Origin of the sequence: Brevibacterium sp. CBA3109 (assembly GCF_040256645.1) — a bacterium.
Lineage (GTDB): Bacteria > Actinomycetota > Actinomycetes > Actinomycetales > Brevibacteriaceae > Brevibacterium > Brevibacterium koreense.
In genome coordinates this window covers 3,615,787-3,640,059 of record NZ_CP158281.1, presented here as the reverse complement: position 1 = coordinate 3,640,059, position 24,273 = coordinate 3,615,787, and the positions used below count along the sequence as shown (strand labels likewise).

Annotated in this window: 20 protein-coding genes; 8 read left to right on the top strand and 12 right to left on the bottom strand. The window is 59.1% G+C overall.

Annotated elements, in window-relative coordinates:
• Positions 1 to 119: 119 nt before the first annotated feature.
• The 4 genes from AAFP32_RS16530 to dnaA form a co-directional block, all read right to left on the bottom strand.
• Positions 120 to 632, bottom strand: coding sequence for a DUF721 domain-containing protein (locus tag AAFP32_RS16530; protein ID WP_096177554.1), 513 nt, complete (start codon positions 630 to 632; stop codon positions 120 to 122).
• The gene (gene recF / locus AAFP32_RS16525; protein WP_350270053.1) at positions 629 to 1,753 is read right to left on the bottom strand and encodes a DNA replication/repair protein RecF; all 1,125 of its coding nucleotides are present in this window, start codon (positions 1,751 to 1,753) and stop codon (positions 629 to 631) included. The genes AAFP32_RS16530 and recF overlap by 4 nt, the downstream gene beginning before the upstream one ends.
• Positions 1,754 to 2,893 carry a DNA polymerase III subunit beta gene (gene dnaN / locus AAFP32_RS16520; protein WP_350270052.1) on the bottom strand — a complete coding sequence of 380 codons (1,140 nt, stop codon included), beginning with the start codon at positions 2,891 to 2,893 and terminating at the stop codon, positions 1,754 to 1,756. It lies immediately after the preceding gene.
• A gap of 540 nt (positions 2,894 to 3,433) precedes the next feature.
• Positions 3,434 to 5,068 carry a chromosomal replication initiator protein DnaA gene (gene dnaA / locus AAFP32_RS16515; RefSeq protein ID WP_350270051.1) on the bottom strand — a complete coding sequence of 545 codons (1,635 nt, stop codon included), beginning with the start codon at positions 5,066 to 5,068 and terminating at the stop codon, positions 3,434 to 3,436.
• A gap of 415 nt (positions 5,069 to 5,483) precedes the next feature.
• On the opposite strand from dnaA, the gene rpmH reads away from it, so the two are divergent.
• From rpmH to AAFP32_RS16480, 7 genes are all read left to right on the top strand, one after another.
• Positions 5,484 to 5,621, top strand: coding sequence for a 50S ribosomal protein L34 (rpmH, locus tag AAFP32_RS16510; RefSeq protein WP_009882743.1), 138 nt, complete (start codon positions 5,484 to 5,486; stop codon positions 5,619 to 5,621).
• A gap of 2 nt (positions 5,622 to 5,623) precedes the next feature.
• Entirely contained in the window at positions 5,624 to 5,989 is a 366-nt protein-coding gene (gene rnpA, locus AAFP32_RS16505) for a ribonuclease P protein component (protein WP_350270050.1), read from the top strand.
• An 82-nt stretch (positions 5,990 to 6,071) separates the two neighbouring features.
• Positions 6,072 to 6,326 (top strand): membrane protein insertion efficiency factor YidD, encoded by a 255-nt coding sequence (gene yidD / locus AAFP32_RS16500; RefSeq protein WP_350271511.1) that lies wholly within the window; start codon positions 6,072 to 6,074, stop codon positions 6,324 to 6,326.
• Between the two features lie 173 nt (positions 6,327 to 6,499).
• The gene (gene yidC / locus AAFP32_RS16495; protein WP_350270049.1) at positions 6,500 to 7,462 is read left to right on the top strand and encodes a membrane protein insertase YidC; all 963 of its coding nucleotides are present in this window, start codon (positions 6,500 to 6,502) and stop codon (positions 7,460 to 7,462) included.
• Positions 7,463 to 7,471: 9 nt separating this feature from the next.
• Entirely contained in the window at positions 7,472 to 8,053 is a 582-nt protein-coding gene (locus AAFP32_RS16490; RefSeq protein ID WP_350270048.1) for a protein jag, read from the top strand.
• Positions 8,046 to 8,684 (top strand): 16S rRNA (guanine(527)-N(7))-methyltransferase RsmG, encoded by a 639-nt coding sequence (gene rsmG, locus AAFP32_RS16485; RefSeq protein WP_350270047.1) that lies wholly within the window; start codon positions 8,046 to 8,048, stop codon positions 8,682 to 8,684. The genes AAFP32_RS16490 and rsmG overlap by 8 nt, the downstream gene beginning before the upstream one ends.
• Positions 8,685 to 8,750: 66 nt before the next feature.
• A complete protein-coding gene (locus AAFP32_RS16480; protein WP_350270046.1) occupies positions 8,751 to 9,647 on the top strand; it encodes a ParA family protein in 897 nt (298 codons plus the stop codon).
• Positions 9,648 to 10,007: 360 nt separating this feature from the next.
• On the opposite strand, the gene AAFP32_RS16475 is transcribed toward AAFP32_RS16480, so the two are convergent.
• Positions 10,008 to 10,340, bottom strand: a complete 333-nt coding sequence (locus tag AAFP32_RS16475; RefSeq protein WP_350270045.1) for a hypothetical protein — start codon at positions 10,338 to 10,340, stop codon at positions 10,008 to 10,010.
• Here AAFP32_RS16475 and AAFP32_RS16470 point away from each other — a divergent pair.
• Positions 10,330 to 11,493, top strand: coding sequence for a ParB/RepB/Spo0J family partition protein (locus AAFP32_RS16470; protein ID WP_350270044.1), 1,164 nt, complete (start codon positions 10,330 to 10,332; stop codon positions 11,491 to 11,493). The two genes, AAFP32_RS16475 and AAFP32_RS16470, sit on opposite strands and share 11 nt — an antisense overlap.
• A 2,845-nt stretch (positions 11,494 to 14,338) precedes the next feature.
• On the opposite strand, the gene AAFP32_RS16465 is transcribed toward AAFP32_RS16470, so the two are convergent.
• From AAFP32_RS16465 to AAFP32_RS16435, 7 genes are all read right to left on the bottom strand, one after another.
• Positions 14,339 to 15,403 (bottom strand): peptidoglycan-binding protein, encoded by a 1,065-nt coding sequence (locus AAFP32_RS16465; protein ID WP_350270043.1) that lies wholly within the window; start codon positions 15,401 to 15,403, stop codon positions 14,339 to 14,341.
• A gap of 175 nt (positions 15,404 to 15,578) precedes the next feature.
• Positions 15,579 to 15,896 (bottom strand): thioredoxin, encoded by a 318-nt coding sequence (trxA, locus tag AAFP32_RS16460; RefSeq protein WP_350270042.1) that lies wholly within the window; start codon positions 15,894 to 15,896, stop codon positions 15,579 to 15,581.
• A 140-nt stretch (positions 15,897 to 16,036) separates the two neighbouring features.
• Positions 16,037 to 17,032, bottom strand: a complete 996-nt coding sequence (gene trxB, locus AAFP32_RS16455) for a thioredoxin-disulfide reductase (protein WP_350270041.1) — start codon at positions 17,030 to 17,032, stop codon at positions 16,037 to 16,039.
• A gap of 210 nt (positions 17,033 to 17,242) precedes the next feature.
• Positions 17,243 to 19,735 (bottom strand): virulence factor MviN, encoded by a 2,493-nt coding sequence (locus AAFP32_RS16450; protein WP_350270040.1) that lies wholly within the window; start codon positions 19,733 to 19,735, stop codon positions 17,243 to 17,245.
• Positions 19,736 to 19,760: 25 nt separating this feature from the next.
• Positions 19,761 to 21,374 (bottom strand): murein biosynthesis integral membrane protein MurJ, encoded by a 1,614-nt coding sequence (gene murJ / locus AAFP32_RS16445; protein WP_350270039.1) that lies wholly within the window; start codon positions 21,372 to 21,374, stop codon positions 19,761 to 19,763.
• A gap of 3 nt (positions 21,375 to 21,377) precedes the next feature.
• A complete protein-coding gene (locus tag AAFP32_RS16440) occupies positions 21,378 to 23,738 on the bottom strand; it encodes a DUF6049 family protein (RefSeq protein ID WP_350270038.1) in 2,361 nt (786 codons plus the stop codon).
• Positions 23,735 to 24,223 (bottom strand): NUDIX domain-containing protein, encoded by a 489-nt coding sequence (locus AAFP32_RS16435; RefSeq protein ID WP_101618914.1) that lies wholly within the window; start codon positions 24,221 to 24,223, stop codon positions 23,735 to 23,737. Before AAFP32_RS16435 ends, AAFP32_RS16440 begins: the two co-directional genes overlap by 4 nt.
• Positions 24,224 to 24,273: the final 50 nt, after the last annotated feature.

Sequence of the window (24,273 nt, the reverse complement as noted above, 5' to 3'; positions counted from 1 at the left end):
ACGGGACCGGCTATCGCCGTTTAAGGCCCTCTATGGTTTTCGGCTCGGCCCCCGCACAGACTCCAGAAACCCTCTGGCGAAGTTCAGCCGATCGTCGAATCTCAGGTGGACTTGCGCGTTCAGCCGAAGGTGTCGCGTGGTCCCCGACCGGACACGCTGCGCCGACCCTTCTTGAAGCTGCGTCCCCGTGGTCCGCGGATCTCGATCTCCGTGATCGTCTGTGAGCCGAGGCCCGCTTCCAAAGCTCTCAGGATCGTGGGCTTGAGGACTCGCAGCTGAGTCGCCCACGTCGTTGAGTCCGCGGCGATGATCAGCAGTGGAGGGGAGAAATCCACGGGTTTGCAGTGCATCGCCACCTGTTCTCCCACCAGATCGGGCCACCGGCCCAGCACCTTGCCGATGTCGATCGACGAGGACCAGCCTCGGGCGGAGATCAGCTTTCCCAGTGCCGATGAGATCGCTGCCGGATCACGTTTGTCTTTGCCCGCCGAAGTGTAGACGGCTTCTCCTCGCAGCCGTGACCTGCGACGGCTGCGGACGAACTTCGCCTCGGTCGCTTCCATCCGGCGGACTCGGTCAAGGGCTTCGAGTGCCGCGACCGGAGTCGAGGTGTCCTTCTCGATGCCGCTCATGGGAGCAGACGCTCCTGACCGATTCTTCGGCCCTCAAGCCCGTCGGGCAGATCTCCGTCGACGGCCGCAGTGATGAAGACCTGTTCAGCAGCAGTGATCCGTGAGGCCAGTCGGTTCCGACGTCCGGTGTCGAGTTCGGCGAAGACATCGTCGAGGACGAGGACCGGCTGTTCGGCAGTCGACCCGGCGTCGGAACTCAGCAGATCCCATCCGGCCAGCTGCATCGCCAGGGCCAGCGACCAGGTCTCGCCGTGGGAGGCATAGCCCTTCGCCGGATGATCGCCGATCGTCAGCGCCAGATCATCGCGACCGGGACCGTGCAGGGTCAGACCTCGCTCGATCTCCGTGGTGCGCCTGCGCTCAAGGGCGGCCAACAGCAGCTCCCGACATTCGGCAGCGGATCCGGCCTGTGAATAGTCGATGCGTGAATCGTAGCGAGCCTTGATGCCTTGGCGCTCTAGGCGAGCATCGGCGGCGATATGGGCGAAGTTCTTCTGCAGGGGCTCGACGATATCGGCGAGGATCCTCTGCCTGCCGTAGACCAGCTCAGAGGCGGAGTCCGCATAGGCCATGTTCCAGATGTCCAACGTAGCTTCGAGTCCGGGGTCGCGGTCCTCGCGCAGACGTTTGAGCAGCGCGTTGCGCTGTTTGAGAGCACGCTCGAAATCCGTGATCACCGAAGAATAACGAGGGTTGCGGGACACAACCAGAGTGTCGATCCACGACCGTCGTTCTGCTGGTTCGCCCCGGACAAGGCTGAGATCCTCTGGTGCGAAGACAACACAGGAGACGAGTCCGAGTATCTCCTTCATCTTCACCGGAGAGCGGTTGACCCTTGCCCGGTTGGCACCCTTCGACTGGATCGAGACTTCCACCGTGGCATGTCGCTGATCGCGGTTGACGAGAGCGGACACGGTTGCCGTCTGCGCGGACTCATTGACCAGCGGTGCATCGAAGGCAACTCGATGAGAACGCAGATGGGCCAGATACCCGATGGCTTCGACGATATTGGTCTTGCCGGTTCCGTTGTCGGCCACGAATGTGGTGACCCCGGGTTCGAACTCGAGATCGAGTTCGGGATAGGACCGGTAGTTACGCAGCGAAAGTCGGGATATCCACATTCAGATACGCGTTGGCATGAGCAAGTATCGATACGACTCGTCCGCCGACGATTCCAGATCTCTCTGACCCGAGATGATGACGGGTTTCATCGGCTGTGTGAATGAGAAGTTCACATACGGGCTCTCGATGGCGGCCAGACCTTCGGCAATGTAGTGCGGGTTGAAGCCGACGGTGATCGGGTCACCCTGCAGCACTGCCTCGACGGCTTCCGATGCTTGAGCATCGTCGCCGGTTCCGGCATGGAGCGTGAGCATTCCATCGCTGACCTCGAAGCGCAGTGGTGTGTTTCGTTCGGCGACGAGGGAGACACGACGGACGGCCTCACGCAGAACACCGGTTTCGACGATCGAGTGGATCGGTACGGAATCGGGGAACAGGGAACGTACCTTGGGGTATTCACCTTCGACCAGCAGCGAGGTTGTGACCCGCCCCGCCGAGGTGAAGGAGATGAGGTCCTTGCCCGCATCATTGCTCAGGCCGATCGTGACATCACCGCCCAGCGACTTCGACACATCGGACAGTGTCCGTCCGCGCAGAAGCGCGACTGCGGAGACGTCGGGACGACCGGGGTTCCAGGTGAATTCACGAACAGCGAGCCGGTAGCGGTCGGTGGCCAGAAGTGTGACCTTTTCGCCTTCGATCTCGACACGAACACTGGTCAGGATCGGCAGTGTGTCATCTTTCGATGTCGCGATCGTGACCTGTGAGACGGCGTTCTGGAATTCACCAGCTGAGACGGTTCCCGAAGCATCGGGGACCTGAGGCAGCGCTGGGTATTCGCCGACAGGCATCGTCATCAGCGAGAACCGCGACGAGCTGCAGGTGACATCGACCTTCGAATCGATCTGTTCGAGGGTGACTTCCTGGTTCGGCAGAGCCTTGGAGATATCGGCAAGGAGTCGACCGGAGACGAGAACAGTGCCGGCTGTGACAACATCAGCTGCAATCTCGACTCGGGACGAGACTTCGTAGTCAAAGACGGAGAGACGAACGGCCCCACCAGCCTCAGCAGTGATGAGAATGCCGGTGAGCACCGGTGCGGAAGGACGGCTGGGGAGGGTCTTGGTAGCCCAAGTCACCGCATCGGCAAGGACATCGCGGTTGACTTTGAACTTCAGGGGAGATGCTTCGGCGTTCACTTTACTCCTTCGGGGTGGCCACCCGACGTACTCAAGTCACTGGCTTGACGTTGCTCGGAAAACTTTACACAGCCTATCGGAAATCTCAGCTTCCCGGCATCGGGCTGCCAACATCATGATCGGCCACAGGTTCCGCTTGGACCAAGACCTGAAGGATCTCGCATTCGAGAATCGACTGTGACCATGTGTTCGAATAACTGAAAGTGCGCTGAGCTTGTGCCGAGCTCTCACTCGAGAGCTTCTGACCAAGCCGATGCAGTCGGTGGCGGTCACCCTCTTACAACTTCAATTCATGGAGTAGAAGTATTAGCACCTGTGGAGTGTGTGGACAACCAACTGTTACGCCCTAGTAATCAAGGGCTGAGCGACCTCGGAGGGTGTGGATCCCCTGTGTACGCTCACACATGCTGCGGTGGGCGCTTGGGTAAGCACATCCATGTAGTTCACAGCCGTCCACTCACAACGTGGAGTTATCCACCATTCTATCCCCAGGATACGAGGTTTGTCCCCATGGTTATCCACAGATGTGTATACCGTGTTCTATAGGCGATGTTGCTGTTTAATGCGGTTTGTTAACTCGGTGACCTGAGTGTAGACCGCCCGTCGTTCGGCCATCTGAGTTCGAATCTTCTTGTTCGCATGCATCACGGTGGTGTGATCGCGGCCGCCGAAGGCCTGGCCGATCTTCGGCAGGGACAGCTCCGTGAGTTCACGGCACAGATACATTGCGATCTGGCGGGCAGTGGTCAGGGTCCGAGAGCGGGACGTGCCACACAGATCATCGAGGGTGAGGCTGAAGTAGGCAGCGGTCTGACCCATGATGTCGGCAGCGGTGATGGTCGGGGTGTCGTCCTGGGTGATGAAATCTTTGAGGACGGTCTCGGCCAGACTGACGTCGACTTGCTGATCGTTGAGGTTGGCGAAGGCTGTGACACGAATGAGTGCTCCCTCGAGCTCGCGGATGTTCGAGGAGATCCGCGATGCGATGTATTCGAGGACGTCATTGGGAACATCGAGCTGTTCTCCAGCCGCTTTCCGTCGCAGGATAGCGAAGCGCGTCTCCATGTCCGGGGGCTGCACGTCTGTCAGGAGGCCCCATTCGAAGCGCGAGCGCAGACGCTCTTCGAAGCCCTTGAGCATCTTCGGCGGCTTGTCGGAGGTGATCACAACCTGTTTGACCTCGTTGTGCAGTGCATTGAATGTGTGGAAGAACTCTTCGACCGTCGCATCCTTGCCCTGCAGGAACTGGATGTCATCGATCATCAGGATGTCGACCTCGCGGTAGCGACGCTGGAACGCAGGTCGCAGAGAGTTCGAGGTCTTCGACGAACCGATCGTATTGATGAAGTCGTTGACGAACTCTTCGCTCGAGACGTACTTCACTCGGATCTCGGGGAAGAGCTGGGTCGCGTAGTAGCCGATCGCATGCAGCAGGTGTGTCTTGCCCAGCCCCGAATCGCCGTAGATGAACAGCGGGTTGTAGGCCTTGGCCGGTGCCTCGGCCACGGCGAAGGCTGCAGCGTGTGCGAAGCGGTTGGATGCGCCGATGACGAAGGTGTCGAAGGTGTATTTCGGGTTGAGCTGGGCGACGCCGGGGACCTCGACCGGTGGGGTGGACTGGGCGGCGGTCGCCTCGGCGATCTTCATCTCTCGCGTCGTTCTCTCCACAGGTGCCCCATTGTTGGGTGCCGGTCCAACGTCGCCGTACCTGGGTGTCTGCGGCTGCGGATGTGGCGCGCGGTTATATGGGGCCGGTGCCTGAGGCTGAGTGGATGAGACCTGTGATGGTGCATAGGCAGGTGCTCCGGCCGATCCCATCGCCGAGGTGGATGTTTCCGGATCGATTTTGATCGGAGAGCCCGGCGTGGGCTCCCCGATGAGATCTTCGAACCTGATCGGCACGTCGAGTTCGGGATCGACAACGAACCCGAAGGTCACCTCGAAACCAAGAACGTGGGAGAACTCCTTGGTCAGAGGGACGAGGAGTCGTGTCTCAATGGTCCTGCGCGTGTGCTCATCACGGACAGCAAGCAGGACCAGTGCGTTGTCGACGAGAGCCTTGGGCACTGCGAGTGAGAGGAAGCCCTTTTGGTGTGCGGTGAGACTTGGGTCCTGATCCAGGGTCGAGACCACCTTCCGCCATTGGCTGATGAGCTCATTCTTGGAATTCGACACCGTCAATCTTCCTCCGTTTTCGTCGCTTCTCTTTGGTGCGGTCCACACCTGTGTATGACTTCCACATAGTTTTCCACAGTTTGTGGAGAACTGACGAGTCATCCCAGCAATCCTCCACACTGGTGGATAACCATGTGGAAAACTACACCCTTGTTACTTGTGGACGACCGCAGATGTGCGGGGGATGAATTTCGGCGAACAGTTCGCGACAGTGACGTGAAACATCGCCATCGAGTTTGACCAGCAACTTTGACCTTGGCTAAGATGGAGTGTCCTGTGTACCGGGCTTCATCCGATTATCTTGAATATCTTTTGGCTCTTATGCACAGGAGTGCTCGGCGGTCGAGATTCTCACCGCCGTTTTTTGTGAGAACGCAAAGCCGTTCGACCGCAACCTAGAAATCGGAGACTTGAAGTGAGTAAACGTACTTTCCAGCCCAACAACCGCAAGCGTGCCAAGAAGCATGGCTTCCGTCTGCGCATGCGCACTCGTGCCGGCCGCTCGATCCTGGCCGCCCGTCGTCGCAAGGGACGTGCCGAAGTTTCGGCATAAGTGTGATCACCGCGGCTCACCGGATCCGCAGCGGAGACGACTTCAGAAGAGTCTTCAAAGCTGGCGTCCGCGTGCGCTCGGACCATTTGATGGCACACAGCCTGATAGTTAGTGATGATTCCCACGCTGCACGCGTGGGTTTCATCGTATCCAAGGCCGTTGGAAACGCCGTTCGACGGAACCGAGTGAAACGTCGTCTTCGAGAGATCATGCGGGTCCGGCTCGACAGCCTGGATCCCGGAGCTCTATTCGTAATCAGAGCATTGCCCCAGGCAGCCGAAGCAGAATTCGCCGTGCTTGAGTCCGAGGTCACGATGCTGATGGACAAGGCGCAGAAGAAGCTAGAGAGCCGTGGACGCCGAACATGATCTGAAACACCCCTCGGAGGTGCCTCGCAGACCAGCCGGCTTCTGGCCCACAGTCTGGTGGGTGATCCGAATCGGACCGCGCATGCCGTTCGTGTGGTTCATCAGAGCCTATCGAGTCACGGTGTCCCCACTGTATGGACAGGTCTGTCGGTACTATCCCAGTTGCTCCATGTACGGCCTGGAGGCTTTCGAGATACACGGAATTCTCAAGGGAATGGTGTTAACTGGGTGGCGAATACTGCGATGCAATCCCTTTTCCCATGGTGGGGTGGACCACGTTCCCGGTTCAGCCCGCCAGACTCGCTCAGTTTCGATACATGACGAAGAGGGCCGCTGACAACACTTGCCCCGTGTGCAACAGAAGTTCGGCGCATCTGTGCATCACGAAGAGCTCGGAGGCTGCCGCCTCCAGCACGTGCGAGAACAGGACCAAGAGTTCTGTGTCGCGAAGACCTGCGAACAATGGCAAAATTAACGATCGTGAAGAATCGTTGTAACGAGGAGTACTGAATGGACTGGATGGACAAGCTGCTCTACCCACTGCAGTGGGTAGTTGCTTGGGTCCTCGCGATCTTTCATGAGATCTTTACCGCGATCGGCCTTCCAGCCGCGAACGGATGGACCTGGGTGCTGTCGATTGCGGGTCTGACTCTCGTGATGCGTGCGATCTTGATTCCATTGTTCGTCTATCAGATCAAGTCTCAGCGGAAGATGCAGCTGCTGCAGCCTCAGATTCAGCGCCTGCAGGCCAAGTACAAGGGCAAGAAAGATCAGTACTCGCGTCAGGCCATGGCAGAAGAGCAGATGAATCTGTTCCGTGATAATAAGACCAGCCCGTGGGCTTCGTGTCTGCCACTCCTTGTGCAGATGCCGATCTTCTTCTCCCTCTTCCGAGTCATTCACAACATGCCGAAGGTGGCCGATGGGTCGGTCGGAGCCATCGGTGGATTCACCCAGACCCTGGCTCAACAGGCCGAACAGTCGACGGTCTTTGGGATCTCCCTGTCCGCGACGTTCTTGGAGACACCGGGAATCGGTGTCAAGCTCCTCACCGGTGTGCTCATCGTCATCATGGCGTCGACGATGTTCGTCACTCAGAAGCAGATGATGGCGAAGAACATGTCGGAGTCCGCTATGGCGAATCCGATGATGCAGTCGCAGAAGATGCTGCTCTACGTGATGCCTCTCGTCTTCGGCTTCGGTGGCCTCTACTTCCCGCTCGGTGTTCTCTTCTACTGGCTTGTGTCGAACACCTGGACGATGTGCCAGCAGCACGTGGTCATCCGCAACATGCCCACCCCCGGCTCCAAGGCAGAGAAGGAGATGCTCGAGCGCAAGGCTCGCAAGGGCAAGCCCGTTCAGCAGCCTGAGATCAAGGGCGGCACCGACACAGCTGTCGAGCGGACCTCGAATCAGAGCCGTCAGCGGCAGCAACCGGTGAGCAAGAACCGCAAGAAGAACAACAAGCGCTGAGGAAGAACCATGACTGAAGAGAATGTCGACACGACTGTTGATGACAACGTCGACGAGCCTGTCGACGCGGGTGCCGCAGACAATGGTGCCGAGAAAGCTGCGAAGCCGACGAGAGCCGAGCTCCTCGAAGAAGAGGGAGAAATCGCAGCGGACTACCTGGAAGAACTGATGGACCTTGCTGATATCGACGGCGACATCGACATCGATGTCGGGGACGGTCGCGCTCAGTTGTCGATCGTCTGCGAGGACGACGAGAATTCCAACCTGCGCACGCTGGTCGGCCGTGATGGCAAGACCCTCGGCGCTTTGCAGGAGCTCAGCCGGCTGGCTGTTCAGACCAGCACCGGTCAGCGATCCTGGCTGATGCTCGACATCGACGGCTTCCGCAATAGTCGTCGTGACGAGCTCATCAAGAAGGCTCAGCAGGCGATCGAAGATGTCAAGGCATCGGGCAACGAATTCGCCTTCAAACCGATGAACAGCTTTGAGCGCAAGATCATCCACGATCAGGTTGCCCAGGCCGGTTTGGTGTCGGAGTCTGAAGGCGAGAGTGACGGCCGGCATGTGCTCGTCCGTCCTGCCCATGACTGACGTTTCCGCTCTCGAAGTTCCCCCAGCAGGTACCGAAGGCTTCTTTGGAGCTGCCTACCCAGCGGCAACGCGGTATGCGCAGCATTTGGCAACCACCGGCATCGAGTGGGGACTGATCGGTCCCCGCGAGATCGACCGACTCTGGACCAGGCACATCCTCAACTGTGCTGTCGTAGCTGAGTTCATTGATGACAGTGATGTCGTCGGTGATGTTGGCAGCGGCGCTGGACTGCCAGGAATTCCGATTGCCCTGCTTCGCCCTGAAACGCAGGTCGTCCTCATTGAACCGATGGAGCGGCGGGTCGAGTGGCTGAAAATGGTCGTCGAGGATTTGGGGCTGGACAACGTTCGTATCGTCCGAGCTCGTGTCGAAGAACTCGTTGATGAGGAGATGTTCACCGTCGTGACCTCGCGAGCGGTCAAGGCGATGACGACTCTCATCGAATGGACTCATGAAGTGATGGGTCCTGACGGACGGATCCTCGCGCTCAAGGGCGCTTCTGTCGAGGCTGAATTGGCGAAGACGAAGAAGCTGTTGAAGCGGTACCGACTGTCTCAGCCGAAGATTCACATCGTCGACGGTGGAATCCTCGATATCCCCAGCCGTGTCGTCGAGATAGTCAAGAAATAGTACGAAGTAGATTTGGTCTAGGCTGAATATAGCTTTGTGAAACCAATGGATGATGGAGTGCGCCGAATGCCGATCATGGACGAGTCGTCTCCGATAGGTGCTGCAATCGCGCGCGACAATCGTCGCGCCGATCGACTGTCCCAGGCGAGTTTTCCACAACCGGACTCTACCCGGATCTTCACGATCGCCAACCAGAAGGGCGGCGTTGGGAAAACCACCACTGCTGTGAATATCGCTGCCGCGCTGGCGAATCAGAACCTCAACGTTCTGCTGATCGACATCGACCCACAGGGCAATGCGAGCACCGCTCTGGGCATTGACCATTACTCCGAAGTGACCAGTATCTACGATGTGATCATCGATGACGTGCCCATGCGTGAAGCGGTCGCCCAATGCCCCGACTTCGAGACCCTCACATGTGTGCCTGCGACGATCGACTTGGCTGGTGCAGAAATCGAGCTGGTGTCGCTTGTCGCGCGAGAACAGCGCCTGCAGAGATCTCTGAGTCTCTATCTCGATGAAGAAGCTGCAGCGGGGAATCGAGTCGACTACGTTATCGTGGACTGCCCTCCGAGCCTCGGCCTCCTGACAGTCAATGCGTTCGTTGCCGCCCGGGAAGTCTTGATCCCGATTCAGTGTGAATACTATGCTCTTGAGGGATTGAGCCAGCTGCTCAAGAATATTCAGCTGATCCAGAAGCATCTGAATCCCAAACTGGCGATCTCCACCATCTTGCTGACGATGTACGACGGCCGAACAAATCTCAGCGCACAGGTAGCCGATGATGTTCGCACCCATTTCCCCGAACAGGTCCTGTCTTCCTCGATTCCGCGCTCCGTGCGCATTTCAGAGGCTCCAAGCTACGGCCAGACTGTCATTTCGTATGATCCCCATTCCAGTGGCGCTTTGTCCTATCGGGAAGCAGCCGAAGAAATCGCACAACGAGGAGTAAATCGTGGCTGAACGCAGAAAGCGTGGATTGGGTCGTGGGCTAGGTGCTTTGATTCCGGATGCGGCGTCGAGCGATCGTCCAGTCGACGTGTTCTTCTCCGGTGGCGAAGCTGAAGAGGCCGACCACAGCACAGAGGAGCCGAAGGCTCCTCGGGCCGCTCGCACGGATCCTGCAGCCTCGATGCAGTCCTCGCGTCGGCGTAAGCCTAAGGATGGTTCTGCATCAGAATCATCGACAGATAAGGCCTCCAAGAAGGGTGCTGGCGCTTCAGAGCTGTCTTCGTCGAAGAGTGCGGCTGTGGAAAGTGCGACCGCGAAGACTGGTTCCACGAAGAAGGCAGCGGCGGCAACCTCATCCAAATCCGGCGCTTCTCAAGCCGCGTCGAAGAAGGCCGCTGCAGGGGCCAAATCAGCGGGGGCGAGAGCGGCTGATTCCACCCCGGCCGCAGATCCGTCAGCTAAGACTGTATCCAAGGCGAAGACGAGCGGGGCGACGACAGACGCGAAGAAATCGCCCGGCAGTAAGTCGACGCCCGGGGCATCAGCCAGCCCGAAGACGCCAGGGACGAAGACGCCGACTCGACGGTCGTCCACCAGGCCGACGAGCGACGCGGCAGTGAGCTCGAGACCGACAGCTGCGTCCGCACAGGGAACGACCGCGCCAGAGTCGGATTCGGCGTCGTCCTCTGCTGCAGTGGACGTCACACCGGATCCGGAGCTCAACAACACCGACGTGTTGGAATCGCGTGTCGTTGAAACTGCCGAGCCTGACGTAGAAGCCAATTTCGGTGAGCCGACTGAAGGTGGAAGGGACGAAGCGTCGATATATGACGACGATGTTTCGGAGACGCATCCTGGGGTCTACAGGTCGGGGCATGAGGTCTTCGACGAGGCGCAGAGCTTAGAAGCGGCTCAGACAGCGAATACTACATATGAAGTAGACAGCATGTCGAAGTCTCCAACGACTTCATCGGTGCCAGCTGCGGGTGCGGAGGATGACCATTCGCCATCGCGAGAAGATACCGATCGTGCGGGTGTTGATTCGATCCCGGATACGGAATTCGGTGAGATCGACGTCGATCGCATCGATGCCAATCCTCGTCAGCCGCGGACATTCTTCGATGAAGACCAGCTCAGCGAACTTGTCCACAGCATTCGCGAGATCGGTGTGCTCCAGCCAGTCGTGGTCCGACAGAAGCCCAGCGACTCTGAACGCTTCGAACTCATCATGGGTGAACGTCGTCTGCGGGCTACGAAGGATGCGGGCCTGTCGACCATTCCTGCAATCATTCGCTACGTTGATGACACAGATCTGTTGCGGGATGCGCTTCTTGAGAACTTGCACCGTGCAGAACTGAACCCGCTGGAGGAGGCCGCTGCCTATGGTCAGCTGCTCGAAGACTTCGGCTGTACGCAGGAAGAACTCTCCGAACGGATTGGACGTTCTCGCCCGCAGATTTCCAATACTCTTCGGTTGCTTCGTCTGCCACCGCTGGTTCAGCGGCGTGTTGCGGCTGGAGTCATTTCAGCGGGACACGCTCGAGCGATCTTGGGCCTGCGGGAACCGGAGCACATGGAAGTTCTTGCTCAGCGCATTGTCGCTGAGGGGCTTTCCGTACGAGCGTCCGAAGAAGCCGTGGTGCTGCTGAACCGTGGCGACTCTATGAATGTTTCACGTGCAACTACCCGCGTCGCACCTCAGTTTGTCGAGGTTGCGGAACGTCTTGGAGATCGTTTGGACACGAAGGTCAACATTACGGTGGGCAAGAAAAAGGGAAAATTGAGTGTGGAGTTCGCTAATCAGAACGATCTCGATCGAATACTGAGTTTGCTTGGTGTGGAGACACCGACTGAGTAGTTGGTTCCTCGTCGCTGGAGGTAGGGCGGGTTAGAAGGACGATAGTCTCTCTCACCCGCCCTACCTTCTTCGCTGCTCGGTGAAGTGGTGAGACTGTTGAGGACCTGGGTGCCGTGTGTTGCCTCGTTCGGGAAAGCCGCACCATTGCTAGGAAAAGTATCTCCCTACCGCTGCGAGTCTGCGGTCGCGCTCGATCGTACTCAGCGGTCTCTGGCCCGTTAACGTAGGCTACAACTCATAGATGCTGCCGATTTGCTTTAGTCGTTTCACGTGAAACGTTTGACCATACACCCTTACCGGTGGTGGCGCTTGTCTGCGGACTGGGGCCCTCATGGATTGTTTGTCGGTGCGCGTCTCGCTGGTACGGGAACAAACATCGCGTGTGTTTCCTTGGCGAATAGCTGAAACCCTGATTGCTCAGCGAGGGACTTCACTCTTTTTGCACCAAACGGCTTTATCCGGCACCGTGAATGAAGTATACCGTTTCACGTGAAGCGGTCCTCCCCTGGGAGTGGCCGTCGCCGGCTCCGTACGCAGTCAGTCGATCTTGCGACGGCTAGATGTCGACTGTGTCCACCGGTCTGCACCTAGGTTGTCTTAGCAGGCGCCGTCTGAATATGCCGGAAATTCTTCATGTTGTCGATCGAGTACAGGCTCAATTGTATGGGCCGGTGTCACCTTCCGTGGCCGTCTCATCGCTGTGGTGGGCACCATGCCAATCGGTAACGCGGGGTTTCACGTGAAACATAGAGCATTCTATTCTCATAGTCGAATTGCGCAAGCACACTAATAGCGATGGCTTTCGCTGTCGTTTCGGTCTGGGTTCGAAGCGTCCTCGATCGCTGGAGACCCACGACTTCAATTGGTCACATCAGATGCAATTGGCTAAACGGCACGACTACCGACGCATGGGAAGAGGTACAAGTGCAGGTTGATGAACCATTTACAGCTCCTATCGAATTTCTAGATCACGACGATCGGGACTTGTCTCGCCGATCGTTTCACGTGAAACGTCCAATTCTTGATCCAGGAATGCTCAGGTCAGAATGTTCTCTGTCACCAGGCGTGTGTATCGACACTGGGCTGTGGCAGTTCTGCACCCAAGTGGGTCCGTACGTTGCGTCTTCAATGGTACTTTTGGGGGACGCGAAGGTGCGCGACCGACGGAAAAGCCGTCGTGAAGTTGGCGGCGTCACATTGTCGGGTATTGCTCCCTCCACAGCACTCGCGCTACCTCCCGGCTACTACCGAATCGTCGCGCAGCAACTCCCGGGCCTGTCGCTGGCTGGTGAAGGCGAGGTCCAATCACCGTAGTGCCTTTATCGCAGCCAGTCTGAGTTGGTTGAAATCCCATTAGTTCGGCTCTATGCTTCGCGCCCCGCCGATTTGCTACCTCTCCTCGGTCATAACCGCGCACATATATCGGCGTTTCACGTGAAACATGAGCAAGCACCGCTCTGGTACTCCCCGCGGCTACTGTAATGTCTTTACGTGTTAGCGCATTTGGGACCTTTCGGGGACCAGTGTGATTGGGCTATGTGAGGCTAGTTGGAATCGGCCGAGCGCTTGAAGGATCAGGAACGTCGGGGGCTGTTGATCCGTCCTACTGCAAATGCCCGTCGGTTGTTCCACGTGAAACGCGACCTATAATCTGTGAATAGTGAACGAGCTAGAGGATCTTGAACGTGCGAGTCGGGTGGTTTGATGGGTTCGAGGGTCCAGCGGCTATGGATTGGGTAGCTCAATCCTGATACCGAGCCCGTAGCCGGTGCGTTACGTTTTGCTGTGAGGCTCTCCCTAATATGCGACGCCCCCGAATCACGGTGTGACTCCGAAGTCTGCTGCTTCGGCACGGTCGGCTCGATGTTTCACGTGAAACTGTTCGCAGATCATCAGGTGCTTGAAACACTGCTGCAACGCCCACCTATGCAGCTACCAGGTGTTCTCCGGTCCGGGGCGCACACTCCGTCCGATGTGGACGCAATGTGATAGGTCGGCTTCGCCTCGGGTTAAGAGCTGGTCGTTCAGCTCTTCAATTCAGCTTCCCCGACTCGCCATACGCCCGCCGGTTTCACGTGTCACTTGAGATCGCCGGGCGTCTGCTTGCTGCACTGGAAATCGTGGTTGATCTGCATGCTTCGGGTTGCCGGGGGGAGCGGATCCCTCTGAGGGCCTGGCTTGTTGGCTCTATGGCTTCGTCGGATGGGTTGTCCACGGTCCGTCCGGTGTTTCCATCCGATGTGCATCGGGTGTGCTCGGGTCTCTTAACGCCGATCGACTTACAATTTGGATTGCATTCCGCCTGTTTCACGTGAAACATATACTGCCGCACGACCAAGACTCGGAACTGGCATGATCTTATGCCGCAGTGTCGTCGACGGCATTGAGTTCTTGTATGCACCAGGGCGCAGCTTTGTGGGGTCGCGTGTGTAGGTGGTCATTAGAAGGTGCAGGCGCTACAGATCCGCGCCTATACATTGCTGTTGCAAAAGTACGCCTTTGGAGGTTTAGTACCTGAACCCGGGCTAGCTCATCTGCGCCGGACCGTCTGCATCGGCGCAAAGGCTCGCACAATGGTGGAGCACCGAGTTCCCTTGGAACTTCGCACGGCATTCAGACCCATGCATATGAGCACAGGCTGCATTGCACCGCACTGCATGGGCGGAGGCGTCACAGAGATATGGTGTTGGCAGAAGTCAGGGGGTGGTGGTTGATCAGGCGAGCAGGTCGTTTGGACTTCAGCGTGCTGACTACTGCTGAATCTGGCTTCTGGATTGCGGCGACGGTACGCCGTGAAGGTCGTAGCCACGCACGCGTTTCACGTAAAACATATGGTGCTGTGCCTTTAGCTGTACGCCTTGATCTCAGCGAGACTGAGTGTGCCGGTTTCGGGGTCTGAGTCTTCGCGAACGTACAGTCTCTGCAGGCCAGCGGCTATTCCATCAGCAATCGCATCTCGTACGTTAGCGTCTTCGAGATTATCGAGGTCATCGGTATTGGTCAGATAGCCGGCTACTACATGCACCTTCGGGGTACGGAGACGCTTCAAAGAAGACCAGGTCCGTGCGTGACTTCTGCAATCTCTCATCCCTGTTCGCGCCGTGAGCTCACTTTGGATGAGTTCGGCCAGACGTGCACCGGTCGGCGAATTGATATCGGAATGAGTCTCGTGGCCGAAGAAGAAGGTCGCGATCCCGTTTGCGTCTTTGGCCTTGTTGATGTCGGCAGTGACGGTAATGACCGCAGAAGCGCCCAGCTGGTCAGCCTTGTTGACTTCGACGGCGTCCCCTGTCAGAACTATAGCCCCGGCACCGACAGCTTCCAGCCGTCCGGCAAGTCGACTTGCAATATCAGTAGTGATGCGTCGTTCGGTCTCAGATTGGGCGGGTGTCATCGGCAGAGTCTCGAAATCTACAACTGTAGTTGCTGCCTCGATGACAAATGTGCGGCCCGCTAGTGATGTTCCGGATGCCGCAACGCGAGCTCGCTCTTCAAGAGCAAAGAGATTGCCGGTGTCCTGTTTGCGATCGATTGCGTCGAGTCCACGCAGCGTCTGCGGTCCGGCTATACCGTCGGCTTTGGTCCCGAGACCCATCTGCAGCTCCTTGACTGCTGCATCTGTGACTGCCGAGTACTCGGCGTCCATGCGGCCCGCGTAGAACCCGAGGCCGGCGAGGGTTCGCTGCAGCCTGAGTACATCATCGCCTGTAAGGACTCTGACGGGGTCATAGCGGAGGACCCTGTCTCCTAGTTGATATCGGGCCCGTTCGAGCTCCGAAAAGGTCTCTGTGCCCATCACGCCGTCGCAGAGGATCCCTCGCACCTGTTGGAATTGTCGAACTGCGAGTTCGAAGGCCCGGTCGAATTCGACAGATTCGGCCTGACCGACATTGAGTCCCAGGCGAGCCATCTGAGATTTGATGTTGGGCAACACCTCAGAGCTGTCCCCGCGGGAAAACTGCGGGTGTGGGTTGTGAGTCAATGCCATGCCAATCTGCTGTGCGAGGTTCTGAACGTGTTCCTGTCTGCCATCTGGATAGACCTAAGGCGCCTGTTGATCGTACAACAGGCGCCTTAGAACATGATCAGATGAAGTCGGAGAGCTCATCCTCAAGCGCCGGTTTGGGCCGTGCACCGATGATGGTCTTGGCTACCTCACCATCCTTGAAGACGTAGAGCGCAGGAATCGAGGTGATTCCATACTTGCTCGCTGTCTCGAGGTTCTCGTCAGTGTTGACCTTGACGACGGTGAGCTTCTCGGTATTCTCTTCCGCGATCTGGTCCACGATCGGGCTGACCATGCGGCAAGGGCCGCACCATGGTGCCCAGAAATCGACGAGTACTGGCTTGTCGGATTTCAAAACGGTTTCTTCGAACGTGGCATCAGTGACTTCTGTCGACATGAGCAGCCTTTCTCGTAACAATGTTCTCTAGCGGAAACAGTCGTTGCGCAGGTTTCATTCCCCAACGTGGCCGATCGGCCCTCGTTCGGTCAAGCGCAGTCGGTGCTTGGTGGGCGTTAATTTCGTCCGATAGGCATCTGTCAGGAGCCGATCGGTGCTGTGGCCTTGGAAGCGTGAGCCGCGACGGCCTCGGCCTGCTTTGTCACAGCCTCCAGATCTCCAAGGTAGTGCTCAGCGTCGAGGGCTGCGGAGCAGCCTGATCCTGCAGCCGTGATGGCCTGCCTGTAGACAGAATCGATGACGTCGCCGGCAGCGAAGACGCCCTCGACTGCGGTCTTGGAGGTCCGCCCTTCGACATTGAGATATCCGTCGGCGCGCAGCGAGAGCTGGTCGCCGAAGAGACTGGTGCGCGGATCCGAACCGATGGCCACGAACAAGCCAGTGACCGGCAACTGGGACGTCTCACCTGTCACGGTGTTGCGAACAGTGAGCCCGGTCAGCGAATCCTCGCCCTGAATTTCGGCGACCTCGCTGTCAAGGAGGTATTCGAGCTTTTCATCGGCTGCTGCCCGATCCTGCATGGCCTGCGAAGCCCGAAGGTCCTGACGACGGTGAATGAGAGTCACCTTCGAGGCGAAACGGGTGAGGAACGTCGCTTCTTCGAGGGCAGAGTCGCCCCCGCCGACGACGGCGATGTGCTGGTTTCGGAAGAAGAACCCGTCGCAGGTGGCACACCAGCTGACACCATGGCCAGACAGTCTTTTCTCATTGGGCAGGTTGAGTTCGCGGTATGCCGATCCTGTGGCGAGGATGACTGCCTGAGCCGTGTACTTCGCGCCCAGTGCTGTTTCAATCTGATGTGCGCCGGGCTCCAGCTTGAGGGTCTCGACGTCGTCGTAGATCACCTCGGCGCCGAACTTCTCAGCCTGCTCGCGCATGCTCTCCATGAGTTCTGGACCCTGCACGCCGGCGGGGAATCCGGGGTAATTCTCAACGTCGGTGGTGTTCATGAGTTCACCACCTGCTGTCACAGAACCTGCAATGACCACGGGCGAAAGGTTCGCACGAGCCGCGTAAACGGCAGCAGTGTATCCGGCCGGCCCCGACCCGATGATCACCAGTTGTGTATCAGTCATGTGAAAATTCCCTGTTCCTGCTCGCTGAGTTCTTCGTGTCCCGCTCCATGGCGGCACAGATTGCCTATCGTACGCATAACGGTACGGCGCTTGCGACTATTCCGCATCTGGTCTCAGGCGAAGTTCGTCGAGTCTGCCCACACCGGGTGTCTGCCTCTCACACTGATGTCTGCACCGGGCAGGCGAGGAACATACGTCTGGAGCGGGCGTCTACTTGAAGTTGACGGTGTTGATGACGGCACGGAAGCCGCCTTCGCCTTGGGGAAGCTCAGTCACCCAGAGAATCAGGTTGTCCGTCTCGACGTCATCATCAAGCTTGATCGTGACGCCGTCCGAGTCGAACACTCCTTCGCCCACCTTCTTGGAATTTTCGGGGTCGGAGCCGTCGCGAATTTCGAAGGATCCGCCCGAGTTTGAGGACTTGACTTCGACTTCTTTCACGATTGTGGTGTCTTCGAGTTCGAACAGCAGTCCGACGCCGGACTTCAGGTTGCCGAACGCTGCCGAATTGTAGCGGTCGGTCTGCCATGACCCCTCCGTATTGGGGATGACGTCCTCAGCCGTGTCGTTGTTCTCCTCATTGTCGCCCTCGGGATCCAATGCCGTGACTGTGTCGATCTTCGGCGGATCTGCCTTGGGCTTCTCTGTCTTCTTGTCCTTGCCGTCATCGGTCTTTGCCGGAGCCGAGGTCTCGGCGACCGGTCCGGACTCGTCGTTGCCGGATGTGAAGTTGAAGACTGCGATCGAGATCACGATGGCCGCGATGACCACCAGCGCAAGGACCAGCCAGGCGAACGGCTTTCGCGAATTCGACGAGTCCTCATCCGAATCGTCGCCATTGTTCGCAGATCCCCCGGCGGACGCGCCGCCGGTCGGCGAACCGCCGCCAGCTGCGCTCTTGGCTGGTGCACCGCCGGTTGAACCAGCAACCGAACCGCCAGTCGTTGCTCCAGCAGTCGCAGACCTGTTTTCGGCTGAAGTTCTCTTCTGGCCCGCGGAGCCGGTCGACGAGGAAGTTCGAGTTGCTCCAGTCGCCCCGTCAGCAGCCGCGCCTGCGATACCTGCAGATCCGGCTGCCGCTCCAGCTCCAGAGGTGTCGACCGACTTCTGCTCGGGTGAGACTGCAGGAACGGGCGCAGTTGAACGAGAAGAATCGGCGTGCGACTCGTCGACGGAAGTGGGCGAGAGTCTGCGCACCTGTTTGGGTGGCGTGGCGGCGTTCGCCTCTTGTCGCTTGGACGTCGAGGCTGTCTCGAGCGCGGCGAGGCGCCGACGTGCTTCGTTTTCCTTGGCCCGGGCGATACGGCGTTCGCGTTCGTATTCGCGCAGCTGATGCTCGCGCTGCTGCTCATTGGTCTCGAACATTCCACCGAGGAACCACGACCCGTCGTCCTCATCATCCATGATGACGCGGGTGTCATTGTCGTCCTCGGTCTCGTCAACGCTGTCCTCGGAAACGATGTCGATAGCCTGGGTGTCGGGATCCGAGTCCAGTGCGTCACGATTCATGATCGGAGACGTCAGATTCTCGTCGTACTCATGGTCGGCGTATGCGGAGTACTGCGAATAGGTCTGTTCAGGCTCCCACTCCTCCCAGTCCTGGGCGGCATTGTCCAGCTGATCTTTGCCGATCGGGAAGCTCGAGGCCTCACGCATCTGCATACGGTCCGCATACTGTCCCGTCGTCTTGCCGACGACTCCCACAGCCAGTCCGCGAGTTCCCGGACGGGTGATGCCGATGCGAACCAGAGCTGCCTTGACCTGGTCATCGCTGGCTGTGTTCGCAGTGGACGAACCCAGCGACGTCGATCGTGGCGTGGGCAGGCTCGTCGCCTCGTCGAAGCTGCGCGGCGACTGGTTGAATACACTGTCGTTGTCGGGGACCGGAGCACGGTTGACGTAACGCAGCAGCTCCGCATCCCACTCGTCCAGGTAGCCCAGCACCTCGGCCACGGAACCCGGGCCCGGATCGGATCCGGTGAGGATGCCGCTGACGAAGTCATCGAGTTCATTGGAGATCTCAGGGTTGAGGGACTTGGCCCTCGCGATGCGGGAATTCTCACGACCTGCTGCCGGTATCCCGTTGAATGCCTCTGCAGCGGGCCAATAGCCGGTGATCGCGGCATAGAACAGCCTGATGAGGCCCAGAGCATCCGCTCGAGATGCCTGCGTCGGTGTGTAGTCCTCGGGCTGGATCACTCCTGTGCCCAGGGCCAGAGCGGCATCGATGCCGATGCCGGAGACCAGGACAGAGCCCTTGGTCGTGATCCCCACCGTGTTCGGACGCAGGAACATGTGGAACAGGCCGCGTCGGGCAGCTGTGACGAGAACAGTTCCGATCTCGCCGATGAGCGCGCGGGCGGCATCGATGGGCAGCGGTGACTTGGGCAGGATCTTGTCCAGTGACGTGACGGCAATGCGTTTGGACACGACGTAGTCGAGTCCGTTCGAATGACCGACATCCAAAGTCGGGGCAATACGATGATCGCCGAGGATGGAGACCCGTCGCGCTGCTTCGAGCACATCCGTGGAACCATCGGCATCGGCGACGTGGATGAGTACGGGTTCATCGAGAATGGCGTCGAGGGCCGTGCACACGGCACCAGCCTGCGGATTGTCTTCGAGCCACCGACGGTCGACCGTTGATACGACGTAACGACCGGCAACAATCATGCCGGATTCGATATCGATCAGGGTGACCACCTCCAGAGGGGCTTCAATACGCAGGCTATTTTCTTAGTTTTCCAGCAACGACGCCAATAATCGAATGCAACTCTCTGACTTTCAGCAAAAAACATGCTCCCAGGAAGACAACGAGCATGAGCGTGCCGACGCCGGCGGCGGAGACGAACGCCTGCCAGCGACCAGCCAGGGCGAAGTCCGGGAAGAAGAAGAGAAGTCCATAACCCGCCATTCCGGCAAACAACGCTGCTACCAAGAACTTCATATGAGCGGTCAGGATTGTGCGGAGGTCAATCCCGCCCAGGCGCTTCGACAAGAGCGAGAACGACAGGATCATTGCGAAGAGGTATCCCAGGCTCATCGTCAGGCCGATGATGGCCACCGTCACCGATTTAGGGAAGATCGAGGCCGACAGCACTGCCAGGGATTGGAAGATCACCTGTGGGAGTTGGATGAGGAACGGAGTCTTCGCGTCCTCATAGGCGTAGAAGACCCTCTGTGCCAGGTAGTTGGCGCTGAAGGGAATGAGACCGAACACCATGGTGATGATCACGAGTCCCACAGCCATGGCTTGGTCACGACCGCTGCCGGCGATGATCATAGCGACCGGGGATGCAAGCACGATGAGCGCGGCCACGGCAAAGGAATTGACCAGGCCGACCATGCGCACGCCCATGGAGAAGTCGTCGACGACCGCCTTCGTGTCATTGTTGGCGGCGTCCCTGCTCAGCGAGGTGAAGAGTGCCGTGGCCAGCGACACCGCGATGAGTGAGTGCGGCAGCATGAACACGAGATAGGCGTTGGTGTAAGCGGCGTTTGAGGCGTTGCCCGCACCCGGCACCGACGCCTCGGCGGCAACCCGGGAGATGATGAGGAAGCCGATCTGGCCGATGAGCATGGCGGCGAAGGTCCAGAACGCCACCTTGCCGGCGGTGGCCAGGCCGACTCCGCGGAAGCCGAAGGTCGGCCGGTATTTGAAGCCGATGCGCTTCAGGGGCCAGATCAGGATGAGTGCCTGGGCGGCGACACCCAGAGTGGCCGAGCCGCCCATGAGAGCGATCTTGAATGGAGTCCAGGTGCTCAGCCCATGAGGGGAAGCACTGTCCGTTCCGAAGACGATGATGAAGACGAGGAGCCCCACGATGGCGACGACATTGTTGAGCACCGGTGCCCACATATACGGGCCGAAGGAGGATTTGGAATTGAGCACCTGTCCCAGGAGTGTGTAGAGGCCGTAGAAGAACAGCTGAGGCAGGCACCAGAAGGCGAATGCGGTGGCCAATGCCATCTGATCCGGACCCCACCCCGAAGAGTAGAGCCACACAAGGAACGGGGCGGCCGCTGTCGCAATGATGCTCACTGCCGCGAGGATCATGAAAGACAGGGTCAGCAGGCGGTTCGTGTAGTCCTGGCCCCCGTCCTTCCTCTTCGAGGCCCGCACAAGCTGTGGGACGAGAACGGCGTTGACGACACCGCCGGCCAGGAGCATATACAGGGTGTTGGGCACCTTGTTGGCGACGTCGAAGGCGTCGGCCTGAACGGCTGTTATTCCGAGCGCGGTAGCCAGCAGCGAAGCTTTGACCAAGCCCAATATGCGCGAGGTCAGGGTTCCGGCGGTCATGATGGCCGAGGATTTGGCCAATGATGAAAGCTTGGACAAGTCCTACCTCGTTTCCGATTCGTCGTTCTTCGCACGGGCCATCGCATCGGCCAGCTGCTGTTCGGGGATCTTCCTGCGTCCGCGGGAGATCGTTTTGATCAAGCCGATCACGAACACGGCGGCCAGTGCCAATCCGACTACGGCCGTGCCGATGTTCTCCCAGTCGGCCCGAACCCTGACAAGCAGTGTTTCGTTCTTCGGCAGGACGACGTCATCGGTGGCCACCATCTCGATGGTCGTCGGCACGTCGGCGTTGGCCAGGCCTTCGACGGGAACGTCGACGCGCATGGTCTCCTGGGCGGGCACGACGACGGTCTCGGTGGACTCGGCCCGCAACTGGGGGGTCTTTGGCTTCATCCGGATGCTCATGGTCGCCTCAGCGAGTGAATCGTTGACTATCGTCACAGGGATGGTCGTCTTCTCACCGGTGACCAGCAGCACCGAGGATCCCTTCTCGAGGTAGAGGCTGTTCCTCACCTTCTCACTCGAAGCCCGGGCACCATCGGCGCAGTGTTTCGCATTGCCGCCCAGGGTCCACGCGACCGAGGTGCAGCTGAGCAGCTCCCGATCCAGCCGCGTATTCGCACTCGCCGTGTCAGAGAACACGCTGTTGAACTTCTTCTGCGTCGCCCGGGTCTGTGCGAGGCTCTGCATGGCCTTCACTCCGATGCTCTTCGGGTCCGCTCCTGATTGCAGCAGCCCACGGGGCACGGCGTCGGTGTCGAGGAGATCATCGATACCGGATGGATCGACCCAGGGGGCATCCGCGACGGCCTTGACCGTATTCTCCCAGTCCGCCGAGGCTGCCGTGCGTGGCATGGGCAGCAGCAGGTGTCGTGTCCGGTAGGGGGTCTCCGCTTGGATCGCGGCAGTTGTCGCGACCAATTCTGAGATGCCGGAGGCCGGATGATCGGAACCGATGATATTCGCGCTCTGCTGCGCGAGAGCCGAATCGGTGATCAGGGTGTCGATCGATGACTGTGCATCCGCCGTGATGCGGGTCTTCGAATGGGCGTTGTCGTGGATCCCTGCCAGCGACGGTTGCTGGGTATTGCTGAGGATCACGGTCTGGTCACCAGCCTCGGCGAAGTCATCGAGTTGATCGCGCTGCGCAGAGCCGGCGATGGGCCAGGCGATGTCGGTCTTGGCCTTCGGCAGGACCTTCTTGACGATATTCCTCTGCTTCTGTGCGAACGTGCCCAGGCTCTTCAGGTCGCTATTCAGCAGCGACGCCTGGTCGGGGTCGCCATAGGGCAGGGCGATGACGGTGTGTGTCTCCGCCTTGTCGAGGAAGTCGTGATACCAGGTGTCGAGGCGCTTGCGCTGCTCTTTCTGGGCCTTAGCTTCGTCGGCGCTGAGTCCATCGGCGCCGCCCTGGTCATTGGAGTTCGCGCCGGGATCGATGTCGGGGGCATCGGATCCCTTGGCCGTCGTTTCTGTGTCCTGTGGGGAGGGTTCTCCACTCTTCTCAGGTTCTGATGCGTCATCGTCTCCAGATGGTTCGGCTACAGCAGATTCGAAGGAGGCGATGATCCGGGGGTCCAGCGCGATGCCCACACCGGGAGTGTCGAGGACGTTCATGATCGCAGTCAGGGAGCCACCCTTGCCGATCGCCTTGTCGAGGTCATCGGGGTCGATAATGCCGTCAGCGGTGTGAGCCGGAAGCGTCACGGGGGCGAGGATGCTGATCTTGGTCTTGTCGAACTTCGGGCTCGGATACCAGGTGGAGAACCCGACTTCGGAGGCGAGCCGCCCGGTGGCATCGCCGAGCTGCACGCTCAGACCGCGCGGACCCCAGGCCGAGAGCGGGGAGGACTTCCGAAGCCCGAGTTGTTCTGCGGGGACGGAGATCGTGAACTCCGAGGAAGATCCGGCCGCGATCTCATCGTCGAAAGTGGTGTCCACCGCAGTCAGCGGGTCGGATTTCCCGTTTGTGTCCTGTGCCGACTTCTGGGCTTTCTTGGCCTTTTTGCGGGCGGCGGGACCGTTGTTCTCGAGGTCGGCGATGCTGCGGTTCTGGGACTGGTCGGTCTTCCAGCTCTGGATCTTTCGTCCGGAATCGAGCTTCTGCGTGGACATCGCCAGACTCAGATCAGGATTCGAGATCACCTGATCTGTGGAGTTCGTGATCATGCCGCGCACTGTGAGTGTGCCCTTCTCATCAACCCAGGGCGTCACCTCGTCGAGGGTGATGGAAACGTCGGATTCACTCGGCGTGCTCCCGTCCGGTGAGGTGCCATCGGCAGCGGTCGAACCGGCGGCGGGGCTGACTCCCATGAGCGGGAACACGAAAACCGACCCTGCGAGCAGCAGGACCGTGCTCAGCAGGGCGAGGAGGAAACGCGTACGACTGATGAGTTTCACTGCTCCAATCGGGCGACCATCGGGCGGGCGGCGGCAACGATGCGACGTTCATTGGCGAAGGAGAGCCGGGAGCGCAGATCGTTGAAGGGGATCCACGCGGCGTCGATCGCTTCCTGGTCAGGATCATTATCCACGGTCAACGCCCCCGACCGTGCACGCAGCAGGAAGTGGTGGACGAGTTTGTGAACCCGGATTCCGGTCACAGTGAACCAGTAGTCGACGGAGCCCAGGGGGCAGACGATCTGCCCGCGGATGCCTGTCTCCTCTTCCACCTCTCGTCGAGCCGCCTCAGCGGGGGTCTCGGTTCCTTCGAGGTGTCCCTTGGGAAGGCACCATTCGATCCGTCCTGCCCGGTTGATCCGGGCGATCACGGCCACGGTCAGTTCCGGATGTGTGAAGTCGACGACGATGCCCCCGGCGGAAATCTCCTCTACCGTGGTGCGACGAGACGCTCGTGGTCCCGGCTTGGGCATCGGTGTGGTCATTCTCCTACCTTAGTAGGCGATTCTTGGAAGTGTCGTTGGGCGCGCTCCCG

Bases quoted from the DNA above. Each gene is read 5' to 3' on its own strand.
- AAFP32_RS16530 (WP_096177554.1), bottom strand. From the start codon at position 632: ATGAGCGGCATCGAGAAGGACACCTCGACTCCGGTCGCGGCACTCGAA.
- recF (WP_350270053.1), bottom strand. From the start codon at position 1,753: ATGTGGATATCCCGACTTTCGCTGCGTAACTACCGGTCCTATCCCGAA.
- yidD (WP_350271511.1), top strand. From the start codon at position 6,072: ATGCCGTTCGTGTGGTTCATCAGAGCCTATCGAGTCACGGTGTCCCCA.
- yidC (WP_350270049.1), top strand. From the start codon at position 6,500: ATGGACTGGATGGACAAGCTGCTCTACCCACTGCAGTGGGTAGTTGCT.
- AAFP32_RS16490 (WP_350270048.1), top strand. From the start codon at position 7,472: ATGACTGAAGAGAATGTCGACACGACTGTTGATGACAACGTCGACGAG.
- rsmG (WP_350270047.1), top strand. From the start codon at position 8,046: ATGACTGACGTTTCCGCTCTCGAAGTTCCCCCAGCAGGTACCGAAGGC.
- AAFP32_RS16480 (WP_350270046.1), top strand. From the start codon at position 8,751: ATGCCGATCATGGACGAGTCGTCTCCGATAGGTGCTGCAATCGCGCGC.
- AAFP32_RS16465 (WP_350270043.1), bottom strand. From the start codon at position 15,403: ATGGCTCGCCTGGGACTCAATGTCGGTCAGGCCGAATCTGTCGAATTC.
- trxA (WP_350270042.1), bottom strand. From the start codon at position 15,896: ATGTCGACAGAAGTCACTGATGCCACGTTCGAAGAAACCGTTTTGAAA.
- trxB (WP_350270041.1), bottom strand. From the start codon at position 17,032: ATGACTGATACACAACTGGTGATCATCGGGTCGGGGCCGGCCGGATAC.
- AAFP32_RS16435 (WP_101618914.1), bottom strand. From the start codon at position 24,223: ATGACCACACCGATGCCCAAGCCGGGACCACGAGCGTCTCGTCGCACC.